This window comes from uncultured Eudoraea sp., from assembly GCF_947258925.1.
Taxonomy (GTDB): domain Bacteria; phylum Bacteroidota; class Bacteroidia; order Flavobacteriales; family Flavobacteriaceae; genus Eudoraea.
This window is the reverse complement of sequence record NZ_CAMYKG010000047.1, coordinates 1-15,708: the sequence shown is the minus strand read 5'-3', so window position 1 is coordinate 15,708 and position 15,708 is coordinate 1. Positions and strand designations below refer to the sequence as shown.

Annotated in this window: 15 protein-coding genes and 1 pseudogene; 9 read left to right on the top strand and 7 right to left on the bottom strand. The window is 38.7% G+C overall.

Annotated features, from left to right (window positions below; translation table 11 throughout):
- The first annotated feature begins 549 nt into the window (after positions 1–549).
- Complete coding sequence (locus Q0X77_RS14055) at positions 550–1,026, top strand: nuclear transport factor 2 family protein (protein WP_297704029.1); 477 nt, start codon at positions 550–552, stop codon at positions 1,024–1,026.
- Positions 1,027–1,322: 296 nt separating this feature from the next.
- Here Q0X77_RS14055 and Q0X77_RS14050 read toward each other — a convergent pair whose 3' ends face one another.
- Both Q0X77_RS14050 and Q0X77_RS14045 read right to left on the bottom strand, forming a co-directional pair.
- Positions 1,323–1,523, bottom strand: a complete 201-nt coding sequence (locus Q0X77_RS14050) for a hypothetical protein (protein WP_297704027.1) — start codon at positions 1,521–1,523, stop codon at positions 1,323–1,325.
- Positions 1,513–1,923 carry a carboxymuconolactone decarboxylase family protein gene (locus Q0X77_RS14045; RefSeq protein ID WP_297704025.1) on the bottom strand — a complete coding sequence of 137 codons (411 nt, stop codon included), beginning with the start codon at positions 1,921–1,923 and terminating at the stop codon, positions 1,513–1,515. The genes Q0X77_RS14050 and Q0X77_RS14045 overlap by 11 nt, the downstream gene beginning before the upstream one ends.
- 227 nt (positions 1,924–2,150) lie before the next feature.
- Here Q0X77_RS14045 and Q0X77_RS14040 point away from each other — a divergent pair.
- The 5 genes and pseudogenes from Q0X77_RS14040 to Q0X77_RS14020 all read left to right on the top strand — a co-directional run.
- Positions 2,151–2,231: pseudogene (locus Q0X77_RS14040) on the top strand (ATP-binding protein); the annotation flags it as partial.
- 159 nt (positions 2,232–2,390) lie between these two features.
- A complete protein-coding gene (locus tag Q0X77_RS14035) occupies positions 2,391–3,521 on the top strand; it encodes an AraC family transcriptional regulator (RefSeq protein ID WP_297704023.1) in 1,131 nt (376 codons plus the stop codon).
- A gap of 113 nt (positions 3,522–3,634) precedes the next feature.
- Positions 3,635–4,366, top strand: coding sequence for a CPBP family intramembrane glutamic endopeptidase (locus tag Q0X77_RS14030; RefSeq protein ID WP_297704021.1), 732 nt, complete (start codon positions 3,635–3,637; stop codon positions 4,364–4,366).
- A 227-nt stretch (positions 4,367–4,593) separates the two neighbouring features.
- On the top strand, positions 4,594–6,258 hold the full coding sequence (locus Q0X77_RS14025) for a hypothetical protein (protein WP_297798382.1): 1,665 nt from the start codon (positions 4,594–4,596) through the stop codon (positions 6,256–6,258).
- A gap of 13 nt (positions 6,259–6,271) precedes the next feature.
- Complete coding sequence (locus Q0X77_RS14020) at positions 6,272–6,481, top strand: hypothetical protein (protein WP_297704017.1); 210 nt, start codon at positions 6,272–6,274, stop codon at positions 6,479–6,481.
- A 77-nt stretch (positions 6,482–6,558) separates the two neighbouring features.
- Here the strand turns inward: Q0X77_RS14020 and Q0X77_RS14015 are convergent, their stop codons facing one another.
- Entirely contained in the window at positions 6,559–8,286 is a 1,728-nt protein-coding gene (locus tag Q0X77_RS14015) for an amidohydrolase (protein ID WP_297704015.1), read from the bottom strand.
- 153 nt (positions 8,287–8,439) lie between these two features.
- Between Q0X77_RS14015 and Q0X77_RS14010 the strand changes: the two genes are divergently transcribed.
- Complete coding sequence (locus tag Q0X77_RS14010; protein WP_297798380.1) at positions 8,440–8,583, top strand: hypothetical protein; 144 nt, start codon at positions 8,440–8,442, stop codon at positions 8,581–8,583.
- A gap of 66 nt (positions 8,584–8,649) precedes the next feature.
- Here Q0X77_RS14010 and Q0X77_RS14005 read toward each other — a convergent pair whose 3' ends face one another.
- The 3 genes from Q0X77_RS14005 to Q0X77_RS13995 all read right to left on the bottom strand — a co-directional run bounded on the left by Q0X77_RS14005 (position 8,650) and on the right by Q0X77_RS13995 (position 9,954).
- Complete coding sequence (locus Q0X77_RS14005) at positions 8,650–9,039, bottom strand: DUF1428 domain-containing protein (protein WP_297704013.1); 390 nt, start codon at positions 9,037–9,039, stop codon at positions 8,650–8,652.
- A 371-nt stretch (positions 9,040–9,410) separates the two neighbouring features.
- Positions 9,411–9,710: a type II toxin-antitoxin system RelE/ParE family toxin gene (locus Q0X77_RS14000; RefSeq protein WP_297704011.1), complete on the bottom strand. Its 300-nt coding sequence runs from the start codon at positions 9,708–9,710 to the stop codon at positions 9,411–9,413.
- Between the two features lie 4 nt (positions 9,711–9,714).
- The gene (locus Q0X77_RS13995) at positions 9,715–9,954 is read right to left on the bottom strand and encodes a type II toxin-antitoxin system ParD family antitoxin (protein ID WP_297704009.1); all 240 of its coding nucleotides are present in this window, start codon (positions 9,952–9,954) and stop codon (positions 9,715–9,717) included.
- A 591-nt stretch (positions 9,955–10,545) separates the two neighbouring features.
- Between Q0X77_RS13995 and Q0X77_RS13990 the strand changes: the two genes are divergently transcribed.
- Positions 10,546–12,168, top strand: coding sequence for a TIR domain-containing protein (locus tag Q0X77_RS13990; protein ID WP_297798378.1), 1,623 nt, complete (start codon positions 10,546–10,548; stop codon positions 12,166–12,168).
- A gap of 183 nt (positions 12,169–12,351) precedes the next feature.
- Here Q0X77_RS13990 and Q0X77_RS13985 read toward each other — a convergent pair whose 3' ends face one another.
- Positions 12,352–13,617: a nitrate/nitrite transporter gene (locus Q0X77_RS13985; protein WP_297798376.1), complete on the bottom strand. Its 1,266-nt coding sequence runs from the start codon at positions 13,615–13,617 to the stop codon at positions 12,352–12,354.
- A gap of 390 nt (positions 13,618–14,007) precedes the next feature.
- Here Q0X77_RS13985 and Q0X77_RS13980 point away from each other — a divergent pair, with 390 nt between their 5' ends.
- Positions 14,008–15,312, top strand: a complete 1,305-nt coding sequence (locus tag Q0X77_RS13980; RefSeq protein ID WP_297798374.1) for a serine hydrolase — start codon at positions 14,008–14,010, stop codon at positions 15,310–15,312.
- Positions 15,313–15,708 lie beyond the last annotated feature (396 nt).

The following is a 15,708-nucleotide window of genomic DNA, read 5'->3' as shown; positions in this document are numbered from 1 at the left end:
CAAGAATACTGAATTAATCTAATAGACTATAAACAGTCTTAAACAATCAAAAATAAGACCACAACATTGTAGAGGGTCTCTTATGTTTTAGTGATTGGGATGTTATGCCACTCATAATAAACATGTGGTAGTGGGGAAATAAGAAATTTAATTTAGACATGCACATTAAGATGTATTGCTGAAGCTATTCAGTATAGGAGTTTGGATCGGGAGGGTTGGCTCGGATAATAAAAAGCACCAAACGCCAAACCCCAAGCACCAAACACCAAGCACCAAATAACAAATTCCAATTAATTGCTGGCTGTTCCTACTCTTTTGGAATTTGGTCCCGATAGCTTCTCCTTCGTAATACTATGGAGAAGGAGCTATCGGGATGTAGTTTGGAATTTAATTAAAAAGTATTGGTTGGTCTTTCTTAACATAGGATGGAGTAGGAGATAGGTAGCAATTATTTATGGTCATTGTTATGCCCTGGCACCTTTGATTAATTTTTTTATTTAGGTTGATTTTGAGTAACTTGATACAAGGAAATCCTTAACCAAGAACGTAATGAAGAGTGTACTACTACTTTTGGCAGGTCTGGTCCTTTATTCCTGTAAGCCATCCAATCCAGTCCCAACAAAACAAGATATTCCTGCCATTAAGGATTCTATAGCAATAGTTTTTTTGACTTGGTCAGATCAGTTTGAAAGTCTTAGCGTAGAAGGTATTATGGAATATATGGCAGATGATGATGAGGTGATTTGGGCCTCGGATGGTTCCATTACCATGGGCCATGAAGATATAGGTGATTGGATGAAAGAAACATTATCCCCAATCGAAAATTGGAATTACACAAAATATGGCGAGGCAACTATATCTGTATTGGGGTTTGATGCTGCGGTTCACACAGTCGATTTTGAAGAAAGTTTAACTTTGTCTACAGGCGATACCATAGTTGTCAAGGGTGTTTGGACAAACGTCTTTAAACGAATTGAAGGTGACTGGAAAATTATTAATTCAGCTGCTTCTTATCTTGCCGATTAACAACACAAAAGTTGCCAACTTCAGGGCACGAGCGTGACGCTCGCGCCAGCGGGGGGAATTTTAATTTTGTCAAAACAATGATGAAATAACTTAGGAAGACTTTTTCATTTCAGTTCTTATAAATCCTTATTGGGAAAAATTTGGCAAGAAATGTAATTGGCATAACAATAAAAAACAAATGCCAGAAAAAATCTGGCATCCGTCTACAAATTTTTAAATTGAAACATCTCTTTCTTCATTTGGGCTATGGAATTTAAGTTTAAATGAAACCTTTCCATCTTTCAAATGAATTTTATTCAGGAAGATGATTTGTTATGCAGCTTTTTTGTTTCCTTATCATAGTTGTCCAATAGTTGTTTAAGATTATTGATAGCTTCCGAAGTTAATTCGCCTTTTGCTCCTTCAATAATCCATCGGGCTGATGATATTAAGGTTGCTAATTCATATCCTGTCAATGCAATCTCAAAAATGTTTCTTTGCCCTTTTTTAATTTGCATGAGCGATTTGTTTGGTTTTTAGGAAATTACCCATTTTAGTAAACTCATTTGCAAATTCTTCATAATCTGTTCTCATGCCGTTTAGATAAACACTCCAACCAACACTCATCTTGGCATAATGAACAGCTTCTTGTATTTCTTCCTCGGTAGCACCAAAAAGTTTAGCCGCTTCCGTGTGAAATAAAGTACAATAAATACACTTAGTCTCCGCATGAATTGCGATACCCATAAGTTCTTTGTACTTATTTGGGATTAGTGTTTCTCCCAATTGCAGTCTTTTGAACATTTGCCATTCGTATTCGAGGTATTGATCGGGGATGCTTTTAAAGAAACTAGGGACCAATCCTAATGTTTCTTTCATTTCCATTTCCACCTCATTACGATTTCTTGTTGTAATCATGATATACGGTATTTAATTAATCCTGCTTTTTAATATTAACTTCAGGAAGAGAGGATGATACCTAACTAAAGTAAATTATCATTTTAGAAGTCTATTTTCTAGGTATGTGCGGGCCGAATATAAGATTTAGATAAACTGCGGTAAATGATATTGGTCATGCCATGATGATTTATTGCCATTGGTCTAATATGTGCTCGAAAGCTATAGACTAATAGACCGCCACATTATATGCCATTTCAGACGTTGCTTTGGTCGGAGGCGGCACTTATCCCCAACCCGGCAAAATATCATTGTCCTGCAACGGGGTGCTGGAAGGAGTTTGGGATTTGGGTGTACACCAAATTAGTGAAGCCATACAATACAGGTCACTCGACAGATATGGTTTATTGGGATAAATTTCATTAAATGCGTATCGATGACCTATTGACATTCTTTTCCTTTATGGAGATTTGCTTATATTTAATTGTATGAATTACAACCTGGGCGCATTGCTTTCTATCCTGGTAGCTTTCCAATTTTTGTTTTTGGCGCTCTACCTGTTTACGAACAAAAAAGGAATTAATAGAAACAATAGGCTGCTGGCTTTGCTATTTTTTTTGTTTGCTATTAATCTGATAGATTTTGCAGCCCGAGTTAGCGGGTCCATATTTCCCAATCCTATGGTTCATCTCCTAGATGATACCTTTTTTTTATTGTATGGCCCTATTCTGTATTTCTATTGCCGTGCTGTGATTTTCCACGACTTTGCTTTTAAAAAGAGAGATGCGTGGCATTTACTCCCTTTTGCAATATATATATTCTTAGTGCTCTTTCTGATTGTTTCCCTGGACAAGGAGTCTGGGCCGGAAATTGCGCTAAAAATTACTACTGCAGATTTTCCTGCCTGGGTGTATATCATTAGTCTGTTTATTTATCTACATATATTGTACTATTTGTGGATATCCTGGCGCACGGTAGAAACGTATCATACAGTAATAAAAGATAAGTATTCCAGTATAGACGGGATTAAACTAGACTGGCTCAATTTTATGCTACGGGCTTTTACTGTAATCACTATTGTTGCAATGATTCATAACCTGACACCCATTTTCAGCAATAGGATATTTCTGTATGTTTCGGTTACGGTATTACTTCTTACAACTTTTTACTTCATTAATCTGATATTGGTAAAGGCACTAAATCAACCTGCTATATTTTCTGGGATAGCTAAAAAAGAAACTGAAAAGTATGCGATGTCTAATCTTAGTCCGGTTGATATTAATAAATATAAAAATCAGCTAACAATTTTGATGCAGACAGAACAACTATACCTGAATCCTGATTTGAATAGCAAAGATTTAGCCAAGGAGTTAGGCATAAGTGGGAAAACGCTCTCCCAGGTAATAAATCAGGGATTTGATCAAAACTTCTATGATTTCATAAATACCTTTCGCTGTGAAGAGGTGAAAAAAATTCTACAAGGACCAGATAAGAAAATGACCATAATTGAAGCCATGTTTCAAGCCGGGTTTAATTCCAAATCTTCCTTCAACAAGGAATTCAAAAAACTGACCGGTCAAACGCCATCCGAGTTTAAAAAAAGTCTATCCCAAATCTAGATATACCTAGATTATGCAATAATCATTGTATTTATTTCGACCGTTTTCCTGAAGACGGTCGAATTCCATTTTTCTCTACAATAGTTTTGAATCTAATTTAAAATTCAAATAATATGGAAACTAAAATAAAAAATGTAAAATCCGAGCAACAGACGTGGATATACTGCCTTGGCGAAATGTTATTGGTATTTCTTCCGGCCTTCTTGTTTGTTAAATTTACCAGTGCATGGGTTGGTGAAGATCTAATCCGTAGTTATAGTGTTGTCTGGGTTGCTAATCTCCTTATGTTAGCTATGATTTGGACAAGTTTGAAACTGCGCGGACAGTCCTGGAAAGAATTTGGACTGACCTTCAATAGGGTAACTATAAAGCAGGGCCTCCGGGTCTTTGGACAATCTTTGGTGGTATTTATATTTGCTACCTCTTGCTTTATTCTTGGGGCTATTATTATGGCCAATATCACTGGGGTTCCCGAAAGTGCGGATTTCAGCAGATATGATTTTTTAAAAGACAATTTAATGGGGCTCCTTCTGTCACTTTTGGGAGTTTACTTTATTTCTTCTTTTGCTGAGGAGGTAATCTACCGCGCGTTTTTAATAAATCGCATTGTTGAAATAACACAATCCTTCAAATATAGCAAGATAATAGCTGTACTTCTTAGTTCGGTTTTCTTCGGGTTAATTCATTATGAATGGGGTCTTATGGGGATGGTCCAAACCGGATTTATGGGTTTAGCTATGGGAATTAGCTATTTAGTGCTAAAGAAAAGACTTTGGACACTGATTATTGCTCATATCTATATGGATACACTCCTCTTTGTTCAGATTTACCTTGCCAGCAACTAAATTCATCTTATGAAACATACAGAGCAGTTTACGATTTAATAGAAATTATTACTATGAATAGGCCCGGCCAATCAAAGATGCGCACGGAAAGCTCTATACTTGTGCCCCCAACCCCTTACCTCGCAGTCGAGTAAAACTTTAATGTACTAGCATGACGCTAGTAGTTGAAGAGTTATAGGAGAAACAGGAATTTACATATATTTAGCAATTAATAATAATTGGCCAATATGAAATATGTTGCTTTAACGATTAGTATCTCGTTCTTGTTTATGAGCTGTTTACAAGAAAAGGAGGAGATATCCTCACAAACAGAATACACCAGTACTAAATATGAGGCCTTAGTAAGTCTGTTTACTAAATGGAGGTCATTTGAAAACCCACCTCAAGTTAATGGAGTACCAGATTATTCGCGCTCTGGTTTTGAGAAAAGACAACCCCAGTTTAATACCTTAAAAGCTGAACTATTAGCAATAGATACCACTTCCTGGTTCGTTTCACAACAAGTGGATTGGGTGATCGTTTGGGCTGAAATGAATGGCTATGATTTTAATTATAGAGTTCTTAGGCCCTGGGAACGGGACCCGGCCTTTTATAAGTCAGTTTGGTCTTATAAAAGTGATGTTCCTGCACATGAAGGCCCCACCCATCATGGAACTACTGAACTATGGACGTACAGTTATCCTTTATCCGAAAGTGAACGGACACGCCTGATTCAAGATCTTAAGGTCATCCCCGGTTTAAATAAACAGGCTATGAAGAATCTGACAGGGAATGCAAAAGATTTGTGGATCGCGGGTATTAGAGATATCAAGGAACAAAGTATGGTCCTGAAAAAATTTAAGGAAAAAGAGGAATTAAAAGCCGATAAGGAAATAGTAGCTGTCATAAACCAGGCTATTACTTCTACAGATAATTTCGTATTGTGGTTAAAGGAACAGTCGAGTTTTAAAACCGGGCCTTCAGGTATTGGTAAGGAAAATTACACATGGTACCTTCAAAATGTACACCTTGTTCCTTTGACATGGGAAGATGAGGTCATGATTTTGAAAAGAGAGCTGGCAAGGGCCTGGACTTCCTTAAAATTGGAAGAGCATAAGAATAGAGATTTACCGGCATTAGAAGATGCCAACTCTCCGGAAGCTTACCAAAAGCTGGCAGATGCTGCAGCAAATAGTCTAATCAGTTTTTTAAACGAACAGGAGATAGTGACTGTAAAGCCATATTTTGAACCTGCCTTACGAGAACATCTTGGTGAATATGTTCCCAGGGAGAAGCGGAACTTTTTTGTAATTGGAGAGCATTATGACCCCAGGCCTTTGTATTCACATTTTTATCATTGGTTTGAATTAGCAAGGATGGAGTTTGAACCTCATAAAAGTGAAATACGTCGCGGTCCGTTATTATATAATATTTTTGATTCCAGAAATGAGGGTACAGCTACCGCCGTTGAAGAAATTTTTATGGAAGCTGGCCTTTATAATGATAGTCCCAGGGCAAGGGAAATAGTGTATATTATGATCGCTCAGAGGGCTGCAAGAGGTTTGGGGTCATTATATGCACACGCCAACGAAATGACTATGGAAGAGGCAGGGGGATTACACTCGGAGTATACGCCCAGGGGATGGATGAAAACGGAAAAGGAGTTACTCATTTTTGAACAGCATCTATACCTCCGACAACCTGGATACGGCACCAGTTATATTACAGGAAAGTATCTTTTGGAAAACGCCATGGCGGCCTATGCCAAACTATTAGAACAGGAGGAAAAACCATTTATACTCAAAGACTTTTTTGATACCTTAAATAGTATTGGGAATATACCCATCTCCTTAGGACATTGGGAAATGACAGGCTCTAATGAGAATTTAGAATTAATTATTGAATCGAAATAATTACGGGATAATAATGAAAAAAAAAGGCTTTTTAAGAACATCATCAACTTTTGCTACCGCAATGGCCTTAGTGCCTTTATCATCTTGCAAAGCGGACAAGCAAAAAGTGATAAAAGAAACAGAACCTATAGTATTGCGCAAAAACTGGGCATGGGATTATATTTATAAGGCCAAAAACCTCTTTGAGCCCAATACGCCAGTCAAAACTTTCTTAAACCTTTAAAATAATTATAAAATATAGATTTTAGGTGTTGATATTAATTTAATAGGCATAAAACTTCTCCTTTCAACCTAATTGATTTATTCATCCTTGTCATACACCACTTTTCCATCAAAAATTGTCATGGCTATCTCAGTACTTAAGAACTCCTCTTCAGCTACCCTCATTAAATCCTGGCTATAAATCGTAAAATCGGCTAGTTTGCCCACCGTAATAGAGCCTTTTATGTCTTCCTCAAAAGCGCCGTAAGCAGCATCCAAAGTGTATGATCTAAGGGCTTGCTCCCTGGTCATTTTCTGTTCAGGTTCATAACCGCCTTCGGGGGTGCCTTTTAAAGTCTTTCGACTTACACTGGAATACAAACTGGCTATTGGATCCAGAGGTTCTACGGGTACATCGGTACCATTTACAATCGGGATACCACTTTGTAATAAGGCTTGCCACATATAAGCTCCTTCTTTGATTCGCTGTTCACCCAAACGGTCAATAGCCCAGGGTCTGTCAGAAGACAGGTGTACTGCCTGCATGGCAGGTATCACACCTAACTGGGCAAAGCGTGGTATATCATCCGGATGCAAATGCTGTGCATGCTCGATTCTAAATCTATGATCGGTTGCCAGGTCAGGTAATTCATCAAAAGCGATTTCATAGCGGTCTAGTATTTCCCTGTTGGCCCTATCTCCTATGGCATGTGAGCAAACCTGAAAACCATGTTGTAATCCGTTCAAAGCGGTTTCTTTCACAAAAGCCATAGGCAAGGTTTCGAGACCAAAATGCCCGGGTCTGTCTGTGTATGGTTCTAATAACCACGCGCCGCGTGAGCCTAAGGCCCCATCGCAGTTCAATTTTACGGACCGAATGGTTACCAAATGACCCGGATCTATGAAAGGACCTTTTTGATACCATTCACTAAGCAATTCTTTATCCCTACCGGTAACCATGACGTACATACGGACTTTCATTTTATCCGCTGCCTTCATTTCTTCGTAAAGGGTAATAGTCTTCCTTCCAATACCCGCATCGTGAAAACCGGTAATGCCATTTCTGTGACAGGCGGCTACTGCCAATTCAAAAGCTTTGGCGTCTTTCTCAGGAGTACTTTCGGGAATATGTTTGGTTATCAAACCTTGGGCACGTTCATTGAAAATGCCCGTTGGTCTTCCCAGCTGATCGCGCATTACTTCACCACCCTCTACCTCAAATTTGTTTACACCGTCTTTGGGTAAAACTTGCAGACCCGCAATATCCATTGCAGCGGCATTAGCAAAACCGGCATGTCCGCTGGCATGTCCAAGGTATACTGGATTATCTGGAGAAACTTCACTGAGTCTGTAATGTGTTTGAAAGCCATTTACGGTATCGGAAGGCATTTCGGTCCATTTACTTTGATGCCATCCTCTCCCTGTAATCCATTCCCCCGGTTCGGCTTTTTCAACTGCTTTAGCAACGGCATCAACTATTTCCTGATAGCTCGTAGTATTCATGAGGTCAAGATTCAATTCGTTATACCCCAATCCCATAAAATGGCCGTGTCCTTCTATTAGACCAGGAGTCATGGTTTTGCCCTCTAAATCAATTAATTGTGTCTGATCATCTTTATATTTTTCGGCGTCTTCAAGACTGCCGGCATAAAGAATTTTGTTGTCTTTTGTAGCTACCGCTTCCACGGTTGATTGAATGGTATCCACAGTATAGATAGGACCCCCATAAATGAGCAGGGTGGCAGACTGTTTTTCAGGGCTGGTACAGGCCGTTAAAATAATGAAGAGTAGTATTAACCTCCAGAAAATAGAATTTCGTAATCGCATATATGTTGGTTTTTAGGAAAACTAAAATTACAATTTTAAAATCTAAAGGAGACCAATAATTTTGTATTCAATGGAGCCATATGGTTACTCTGGTATAGAGATATACAAGGTGTTGATTTCTATAAAATCATCATTTGGTTTAGTACAATAAACATGCAAGGTGGTATTGGGGGTTTGAACGGTGTGTATATCAGCCTTACGCATTCGGGTGTACTACTGAGGCCATCCAATATCGGAGTTTGGACAGGAAAGGATGGTTGGGCTGATGGCAAGTACCAAATTACAAGCACCAAATAACAAAGTCCAATTTATTAATGTCGGTAACTACTCTTTTGGAATTAGGAACTTGTATTTAATCATTTATCAAGCCTTACTACTATTTGATTGGATGAGCGGTTGAAATCCACCATAAACCATCCGTTTGGCATCAAAAACCATCCTTGACGGATCTGTCAATGGGTCAATTAAATCCCTCATTCTCGGGTCAGCCGCGACCCGCTCATTTGCAAGGTCACGCGCCTCGCGTGAATCGAACACAACCCATCCAAATAAGATGGCTTCATCCTCTTTTGCACCTAAGAGTTCCGGGAAAGAACGTGTACCTTCCAATTTTAAATCCTCACCAACATACTCAAAGTAGGCGAGTGCACCGTGTTCCTTCCAAATCTTCGCAACAACTTCAGCCACATCCCTATATTGGTTCAGATGATTTCGTGGAACGGGAAGGACGAATCCGTCTATGTAATTTGTCATGTTTTCTTTCATTTTTATTCCGTTTCTTGTATTAGTTAATTCATTGATTTTGATTCTAATTTATTTTTTTTGATACCCACTTGCATGCGAATCTTCAAATGCTTTATTTTTTTGTAGTTCTATAGATTTCTTTATGCTGTTGCCCAACATATTGTGTATGATTAGTTGCGGGAAAATTCTATTGAATTTTTTCGCTTTGTTAAAGATAATTGATTGCAGGATTTTCAACTTGGAAAATCCGACCGCATTTAATTATACACCGCTTAAGTTTGATTCTCTTTAAATTGATAGTATAATCAGAAAGAACAAAAGAGAGAATTAAGGTTAGGGGAGAGGCAGCTATGAATCATAGGTATTGTTGGGTGTAGTTTTTATTCCCCCATTCGGATTTTCAAGTCTATTCGTCCATGTAAAATTCTGGTTATTTCTACAAGGCTTGAATCAATTTTCCGGTAGAAAATGATATGTCGATTTGTTTTAAGTCCGAGCAGGTTATGTGTAATTCCATCGTAGTTTTTTCCTAAATCCGGGTTTTCAGCAATGTCACGGCAATTATCAAGCAGCATTTGGTAGTATTTGTCAGCTTGCCGTTCCGACCACTGCTCAAATGTGTAATTCCAGATTTCCGTCAAATCTTCGACTGCTTTGTTGGTCAAATAGTATTTAGCCATGCAGTCATTTATTTGACTTTAGGGATTTAAGATGTTTTTGCGAGTCAAAATCCTTGGCGATTCCACTATCGATACCTTCTTGAATAGCAGTCTTTAAAGCGATTACCTTACTTTCTTCCTCCTCCAAAAGTCTTAGTCCAGCCCGGATAACTTCACTTACGTTTTTATACCGGCCTTCGTTAATGCGTTTATGGACAAATTCATCAAAATAATTTCCCAACGATATGGATGTATTTTTGCTCATCAGAGTATGGTTTATTCAAAAATACCAAAAATTGGTAACTTTATCAAATTCCACCCAACTTGTTTATATAGATGTAAAATACATCTTTATACACCTACTATTAGTATAAAACCGATGTAATCATGCATTTTTGTTTTCGTTGTCTAAAACTTACAAATCCTGGTAAATATCTGTTGTCATTCAATATCGGAGCTTGGCTAAGGAAGGATGGTTGAGCTGATGGCAAGTACCAAATAGCAAGCACCAAATAACATACACCAAGCACCAAATAACAAATAACAAAGTCCAATTTATTATTGTCGGTAACTACTTTTTTGGAATTTGGTCCCGATAGCTTCTCCTTCGTAATACTATGGAGAAGGAGCTATCGGGATGTAGTTTGGAATTTATGGAAGAGAGGGCAGGCTGTCCATACACAGCGCATTGACAGTCAGTTACGAACTGCAAATTATTTGATAACATTATCAGCATTGATATTTTTATTCTCTATCTTAGATAAGATAGATAGTATATGCAAACGGAAAAATTCAGACTTTCCCCGACTGTAAGGCATATTATGATTTTCCTGATGATGACTAATTTGTTAAATAAATGGGTCGGAAGATAAATATATTTGTGATCTACGCCTTGGCGGATAAAGATATAATGATTCATCTTTTGCGTCATTTGGACCCCTTGAACGAAGCTTTCGATTTATCTATTTGGCACGATGATCCTATTATTGCCGGGCAGCCCTGGAAAACTTATATTGAATCACGCATACATCATACCGATATATTTCTTCTCTTGGTAAGTGATGATTTCATGAATTCTCAATTTATCAAGCAGATTGAATTTAAAGCTATCATTGACAGGCATAAAGAAAACAAGTCTGTTGTCATCCCTATAATTATTGATAATTGTCAGTGGGATATTGATCTTAAATTAACAGACTACGATATTAATCTAAATGAATTACAAATATTGCCGGAGGAAGGAAAGCCTATAGGAGATTGGGATTCAGCTGATCTGGTATATAACAATGTTGCGGCAGGCATAAGAACGATAATTACGCCATTTGTAGATAATTTGAATCAGGAGGAACCAAAAAAAGAAATAGAAAAGAAGGCAGCGAATGATATAAGTGAAGAGCAGGTAGTGATCAGTTCTGCAAAAGAGGAAGAAACCGATAGTATAGCCGGGGAAGGGACAAGTTTTAAGGAAGAAATTGATGCGGTGGAGGAGAATAGACTATGGGAGGAAGCCGAAGCCAAAAGAAGGGCCGAGGCGGCAAAAAGAATTATGGAAGAAGCAGAAGCATCGGCCAAAAGAAGAGCAGAGGAGGATAGATTATGGGAAGAAGCTGTGGCCAAAAGAAGAGCCGAGAAGGAGAAAAGAATTAGGGAAGAAGTGGAAGCATCGGCCAATATAAAAACAGAGGAGAAGAAAAAAAGTAAGGAAGACCAAGTAACCAGGAGAAATGCCGGGGAAGAGAACAGAGATGAAGAAACAGCAGAAGCGGCAACTATTCTAAGAGCTGAACAGCAGAAAATACGTAAGGAAGAAGTAGATGCCAAGCTTCATGCCGAAGAAGAAAACCGGATAAAACTTGCGGCTGAAGCCAACGGGAAAGTTGAAGGAACACAACAGGGGAAGGACACCAACTTAAAAAAAAGAGTGCTTACGGCATCCCTGGCAGCAGTACTTATTGTTGCGGTAATATGGGCTTTTTCAGTATTTAATAAAAACTCCGAAAGACCCTTACCCACCTCACCGAAAATTAATGCAGCAGATATTAAGGATTCAACTGCTTTGGAAAAAACTAGTATTGATTCTTTGAATAAGGTAGCGACTCTCACAAAATTAGTTATTGGTGACATCCACAATCAAGGAATTATTTTTGCAATTAATCCTTCTAACAATACTGGCAAAATCGCGCATCTTGAAGACGCCGGTCCGATGGCATGGCAAAATGCTGCTAAAATTCACGAGCAATTAGGTGAAGGATGGAGATTGCCAACTTTCGATGAATTAAGAATAATGTACCAGACTATAGGACAGGGCGCAACCAATAGCGGTGAATTTGCTGATGAACTGTATTGGAGTGCTACTGCATATGATGATTACCAGGCACGACTTATAAGATTTCAAGATGGCAATACATCGTATCATTACAACAAAAATGTAGAACACCGGAAATTTAAAGTTAGGGCAATTCGCGATTTTAGGCGATAAATAGGCAGAATTATCATCAAATTAATTATTGACATAAGCACTCTTTTGGAATTTAATTAAAAAGTAGTGATTGCCAGTTACCTATCCAGGGTAATGAATTATCTATAGAAGTATTCGAGTGATTTAATTTCTTGATTTATAATAATGCCTCCTATATCACAGAACTTTTTCGCTACATCATTTTCAATGCTGTTTCTTCTTTCCATACAATTGGAAATAATACCAGGCGGCGATACCACCTGTGAAGGAAAATATAGCCAACATCCAAAACACATGCTGATGACCCACTGCACCCGGTGAATTCTCTAAGAGAAATCCCATCGCGGGCCCTGCGAATATATCTGGAGTATAGCCTATTAGTGAAATAAGACCAACAGCAGTCCCCGTAAGTATCAAAGGGATCTGCCCCCTCTCCATCACTGCGAAGTATAGAGAACGTGCAGCGTATACTCCGGTCGCCACAACCAAAATGGATATAAAAAACAATGCTGTTGACGAATCAGAAATTATACCTGTAGCGAACAATAATGCCCCCAGGAATGAAACTACAAAACTAACTACCAACCAGTAGGTAGTATCTGTGCGATCTGCCAGTACCCCAATTAGTACCCCAATGACAGGACGGACAAATAACAAAAAAGTACCTACCTGGGCCGATTGTACCTGGTCATAAAGCATTACGTCCTGCGCATAGAGCGAAAACACATCTGTGATTTTATAGCCTACATAAGCACATAAAATAATGATCATCAGTAACCAAACCGAAGGCAAACGCAGCACCTCTTTTATTTGTGATATCGTTATTTGGTCCAGGATGATCTCTTTTTCTGCTTTTGGATCCATTTTCATAAAGAACCACACCAATAGGCCCACTATAGCAACTATGCCCGAGGAAACCAGAATCACATACCTGAAAGCTGCTCTGCTTTCAGAAACGGTCGCCTCTGAAACTTCAGTATTGATAAATAACGCAAAAATAAATACGCCCATAACACCGAATAGGGCACCCACTAATCCACGTCCGCCGTCCAAAAATCCAAACGCCTTGCCTTGTGAAGAAGACCCACCCCAGACCCTGGCAGCCTTGATCATTGGAGCCCAGAATAAAAAAATGGTTGTAAAACCCCAATAACCATAAAGTATTTTTAATGCTGTATAACCGGGAAAAGTAGCATAGACCAAGCCTCCCAAGGCTGTCATCCACAGTGCCACAGCAATCAATTTTCTTGGAGGATATTTATCGGCCAGGGGACCACCAAAGAGATAGGATAGCAAGGCTACTATCCCATATACAGAGAAACATATGCCCAACTGCACATTGTCTAGCCCAAATGCCTCAAGCACTGTAGGTCTAAAGACCCGTGCAAGAACAAATGGAAGAATAAATACAGACTCCCCGGCCAAAATGAGTAGCAAGAGAAAGTGCCATGGGGCTTTTTTTTGATTCATCGAGTTTGGGGGCTATTACAGAATAATTTGATCATATAAAAGGATGGCAGGCGGTTAGCTCACCAAGTTACTGAATTATCTATAAAAGCATCAAGCACTAAATCCCAAATCTCAAAGAACAAATTCCAAACATCAAATTCTAAATAACTATGATTTATAGCCAGGCTCTTGGAATTTGAAATTTATGGGATTCCGAGGGTTGGGTTAGCTTAATTTGGAGCTCCACATTGTAATAAAGCAGCAGAATTACTTGTGGTTGAGCTGTGCCTTCTACATTTAAATCAATATAAAAAGCAATGAAAGACATAATAATCAGGCCTTTAATCGGTTATTTAGTTATAAAATCCTATTTTCAATCTGTTTAACCCTAAATCAAACATTAATTTACCTATGCAGAGTTACAAAATCTTGGCAGGCACAACGATTTTAATTCTTGCGCTTTTGGCTCTAACCGGAAGCATTAATAATGCTGCATCCACTTCTGAGTCCAAAGATGCTATTTCAACCGCTAAGTCAAAGAAATCTTTAGCGGATCAAAGAGAGGCGCAGCTATATAAATTGCAGCAACAAGAATTGAAAGTTGCCATAAGAGCATATTTTGATAAAGCCATCGCATCTGGTGTCATAGTAGGTGCCGGAGTGAGCATCGTAAGAGGAGATTCGATTGTAATTTCAGATGGATTCGGCAAAAGAAATATTAATGTAAATGGCGGCGTTGACGGCCAAACGATATTTAGACTCGGATCCCTGTCAAAAGGATTTGCCGGTATATTGGCTGCCAATTTAAAAGATGAAGGCAAATTAGATTGGGAAGATAAGGTCTGCGATTATATTCCGGGATTTCAGTTGGGGAATACAAGTAATACAGATAAAATTACTCTGGCCAATATTTTATCACACACTTCAGGGGCACCTTACCATAGTTTCACCAATCTGGTTGAGGCCGGGTTGTCATTAACAGATATTGCTGAACGCTTCAAAGAAGTTACACCAATTAGTAATCCCGGTTTGATGTATAGCTATCAGAATGCCCTGTTTGCCCTCTCTGGCGAGATGATGTACCAAGCTACCGGCCAGGAAATTACCACATCACTGGAGAATAGGTTTTTTAAGCCTTTGGAAATGTGTTCAACCACAATGGATTATGAAACCTTGGCGCATGAAAAAAATGTTGCAATGCCCCATTCAAAGAGGCGAAACGGGTGGAGACCCAAAAAACTTAACGATCATTATTACAATGCCATAGCCGCTGGGGGTATTAATGCCAGCGCTATAGATATGGCCAGATGGATGCGGTTTTTGCTTGGGCATAACCCCGAGATAATGAGCAAATCTGCTTTAAAAGAGGCTTTTAATCCAATTGTAGAAATTAAAGGCCACAGCAAATATTACCAGCGTTGGCCCGGACACTTATCCTCACATTACGGCTTTGGGTGGAGAATCCATAAATTTTCTGAAGAGGAAACAGGTTTGCAAAAAACCATTTGGCACCACGGGGGTAGCGTAAACAATTATAGAAATGAAATTGCGGTTTATCCTGAAGCCGATCTGGGGATTTGTGTTTTATTAAACAATAACTCCAAACTCGCCAAAACATTGGTCCCGGATTTGTACAAGATTGTTAAAGATATATATGACCAAACCACTACCAAAATTGCCCTGACAAGCGTTCCTAAGACTATACCAGCCTTTTGAGTGGCATATTAATTTAAAAAAGTACAACTCTAATAAAAGCTAGAACCATTGGTTTTTCAACCTCTAATACTATATTTATATAAGTTCTTGGCGGCGTCCTTTTAAAGTTTTAAAACAAGTTCTATTTCATCGTAAAACCAGGGTATTTACTTGTCGGCTACAGCAATCCATTTCCATTTGGATTCATGCTTTTTTGACGACTCGAACTATTATTTGCACATTATTCTAAAAAGCACATATTTACCCCTGTCATGGGTGTTATCTATAGAATCTATTTATCCTGTTGGACGGTCCAGATTGGGGTACAGACTGTTAAATCGTTGGGCCCTGTATACAGAATAACGGATTTCTGGATCATAAATATGTAGTTCCCAGATTTTTTCAATAGATGGTTTT

Bases quoted from the DNA above. Each gene is read 5' to 3' on its own strand.
- Q0X77_RS14025 (WP_297798382.1), top strand. From the start codon at position 4,594: ATGAAATATGTTGCTTTAACGATTAGTATCTCGTTCTTGTTTATGAGC.
- Q0X77_RS14050 (WP_297704027.1), bottom strand. From the start codon at position 1,523: ATGCAAATTAAAAAAGGGCAAAGAAACATTTTTGAGATTGCATTGACA.
- Q0X77_RS13990 (WP_297798378.1), top strand. From the start codon at position 10,546: ATGGGTCGGAAGATAAATATATTTGTGATCTACGCCTTGGCGGATAAA.
- Q0X77_RS14010 (WP_297798380.1), top strand. From the start codon at position 8,440: ATGCAAGGTGGTATTGGGGGTTTGAACGGTGTGTATATCAGCCTTACG.
- Q0X77_RS13995 (WP_297704009.1), bottom strand. From the start codon at position 9,954: ATGAGCAAAAATACATCCATATCGTTGGGAAATTATTTTGATGAATTT.
- Q0X77_RS13980 (WP_297798374.1), top strand. From the start codon at position 14,008: ATGCAGAGTTACAAAATCTTGGCAGGCACAACGATTTTAATTCTTGCG.
- Q0X77_RS14015 (WP_297704015.1), bottom strand. From the start codon at position 8,286: ATGCGATTACGAAATTCTATTTTCTGGAGGTTAATACTACTCTTCATT.
- Q0X77_RS14045 (WP_297704025.1), bottom strand. From the start codon at position 1,923: ATGATTACAACAAGAAATCGTAATGAGGTGGAAATGGAAATGAAAGAA.
- Q0X77_RS14030 (WP_297704021.1), top strand. From the start codon at position 3,635: ATGGAAACTAAAATAAAAAATGTAAAATCCGAGCAACAGACGTGGATA.
- Q0X77_RS14000 (WP_297704011.1), bottom strand. From the start codon at position 9,710: ATGGCTAAATACTATTTGACCAACAAAGCAGTCGAAGATTTGACGGAA.
- Q0X77_RS14020 (WP_297704017.1), top strand. From the start codon at position 6,272: ATGAAAAAAAAAGGCTTTTTAAGAACATCATCAACTTTTGCTACCGCA.
- Q0X77_RS14005 (WP_297704013.1), bottom strand. From the start codon at position 9,039: ATGACAAATTACATAGACGGATTCGTCCTTCCCGTTCCACGAAATCAT.
- Q0X77_RS13985 (WP_297798376.1), bottom strand. From the start codon at position 13,617: ATGAATCAAAAAAAAGCCCCATGGCACTTTCTCTTGCTACTCATTTTG.
- Q0X77_RS14055 (WP_297704029.1), top strand. From the start codon at position 550: ATGAAGAGTGTACTACTACTTTTGGCAGGTCTGGTCCTTTATTCCTGT.
- Q0X77_RS14035 (WP_297704023.1), top strand. From the start codon at position 2,391: ATGAATTACAACCTGGGCGCATTGCTTTCTATCCTGGTAGCTTTCCAA.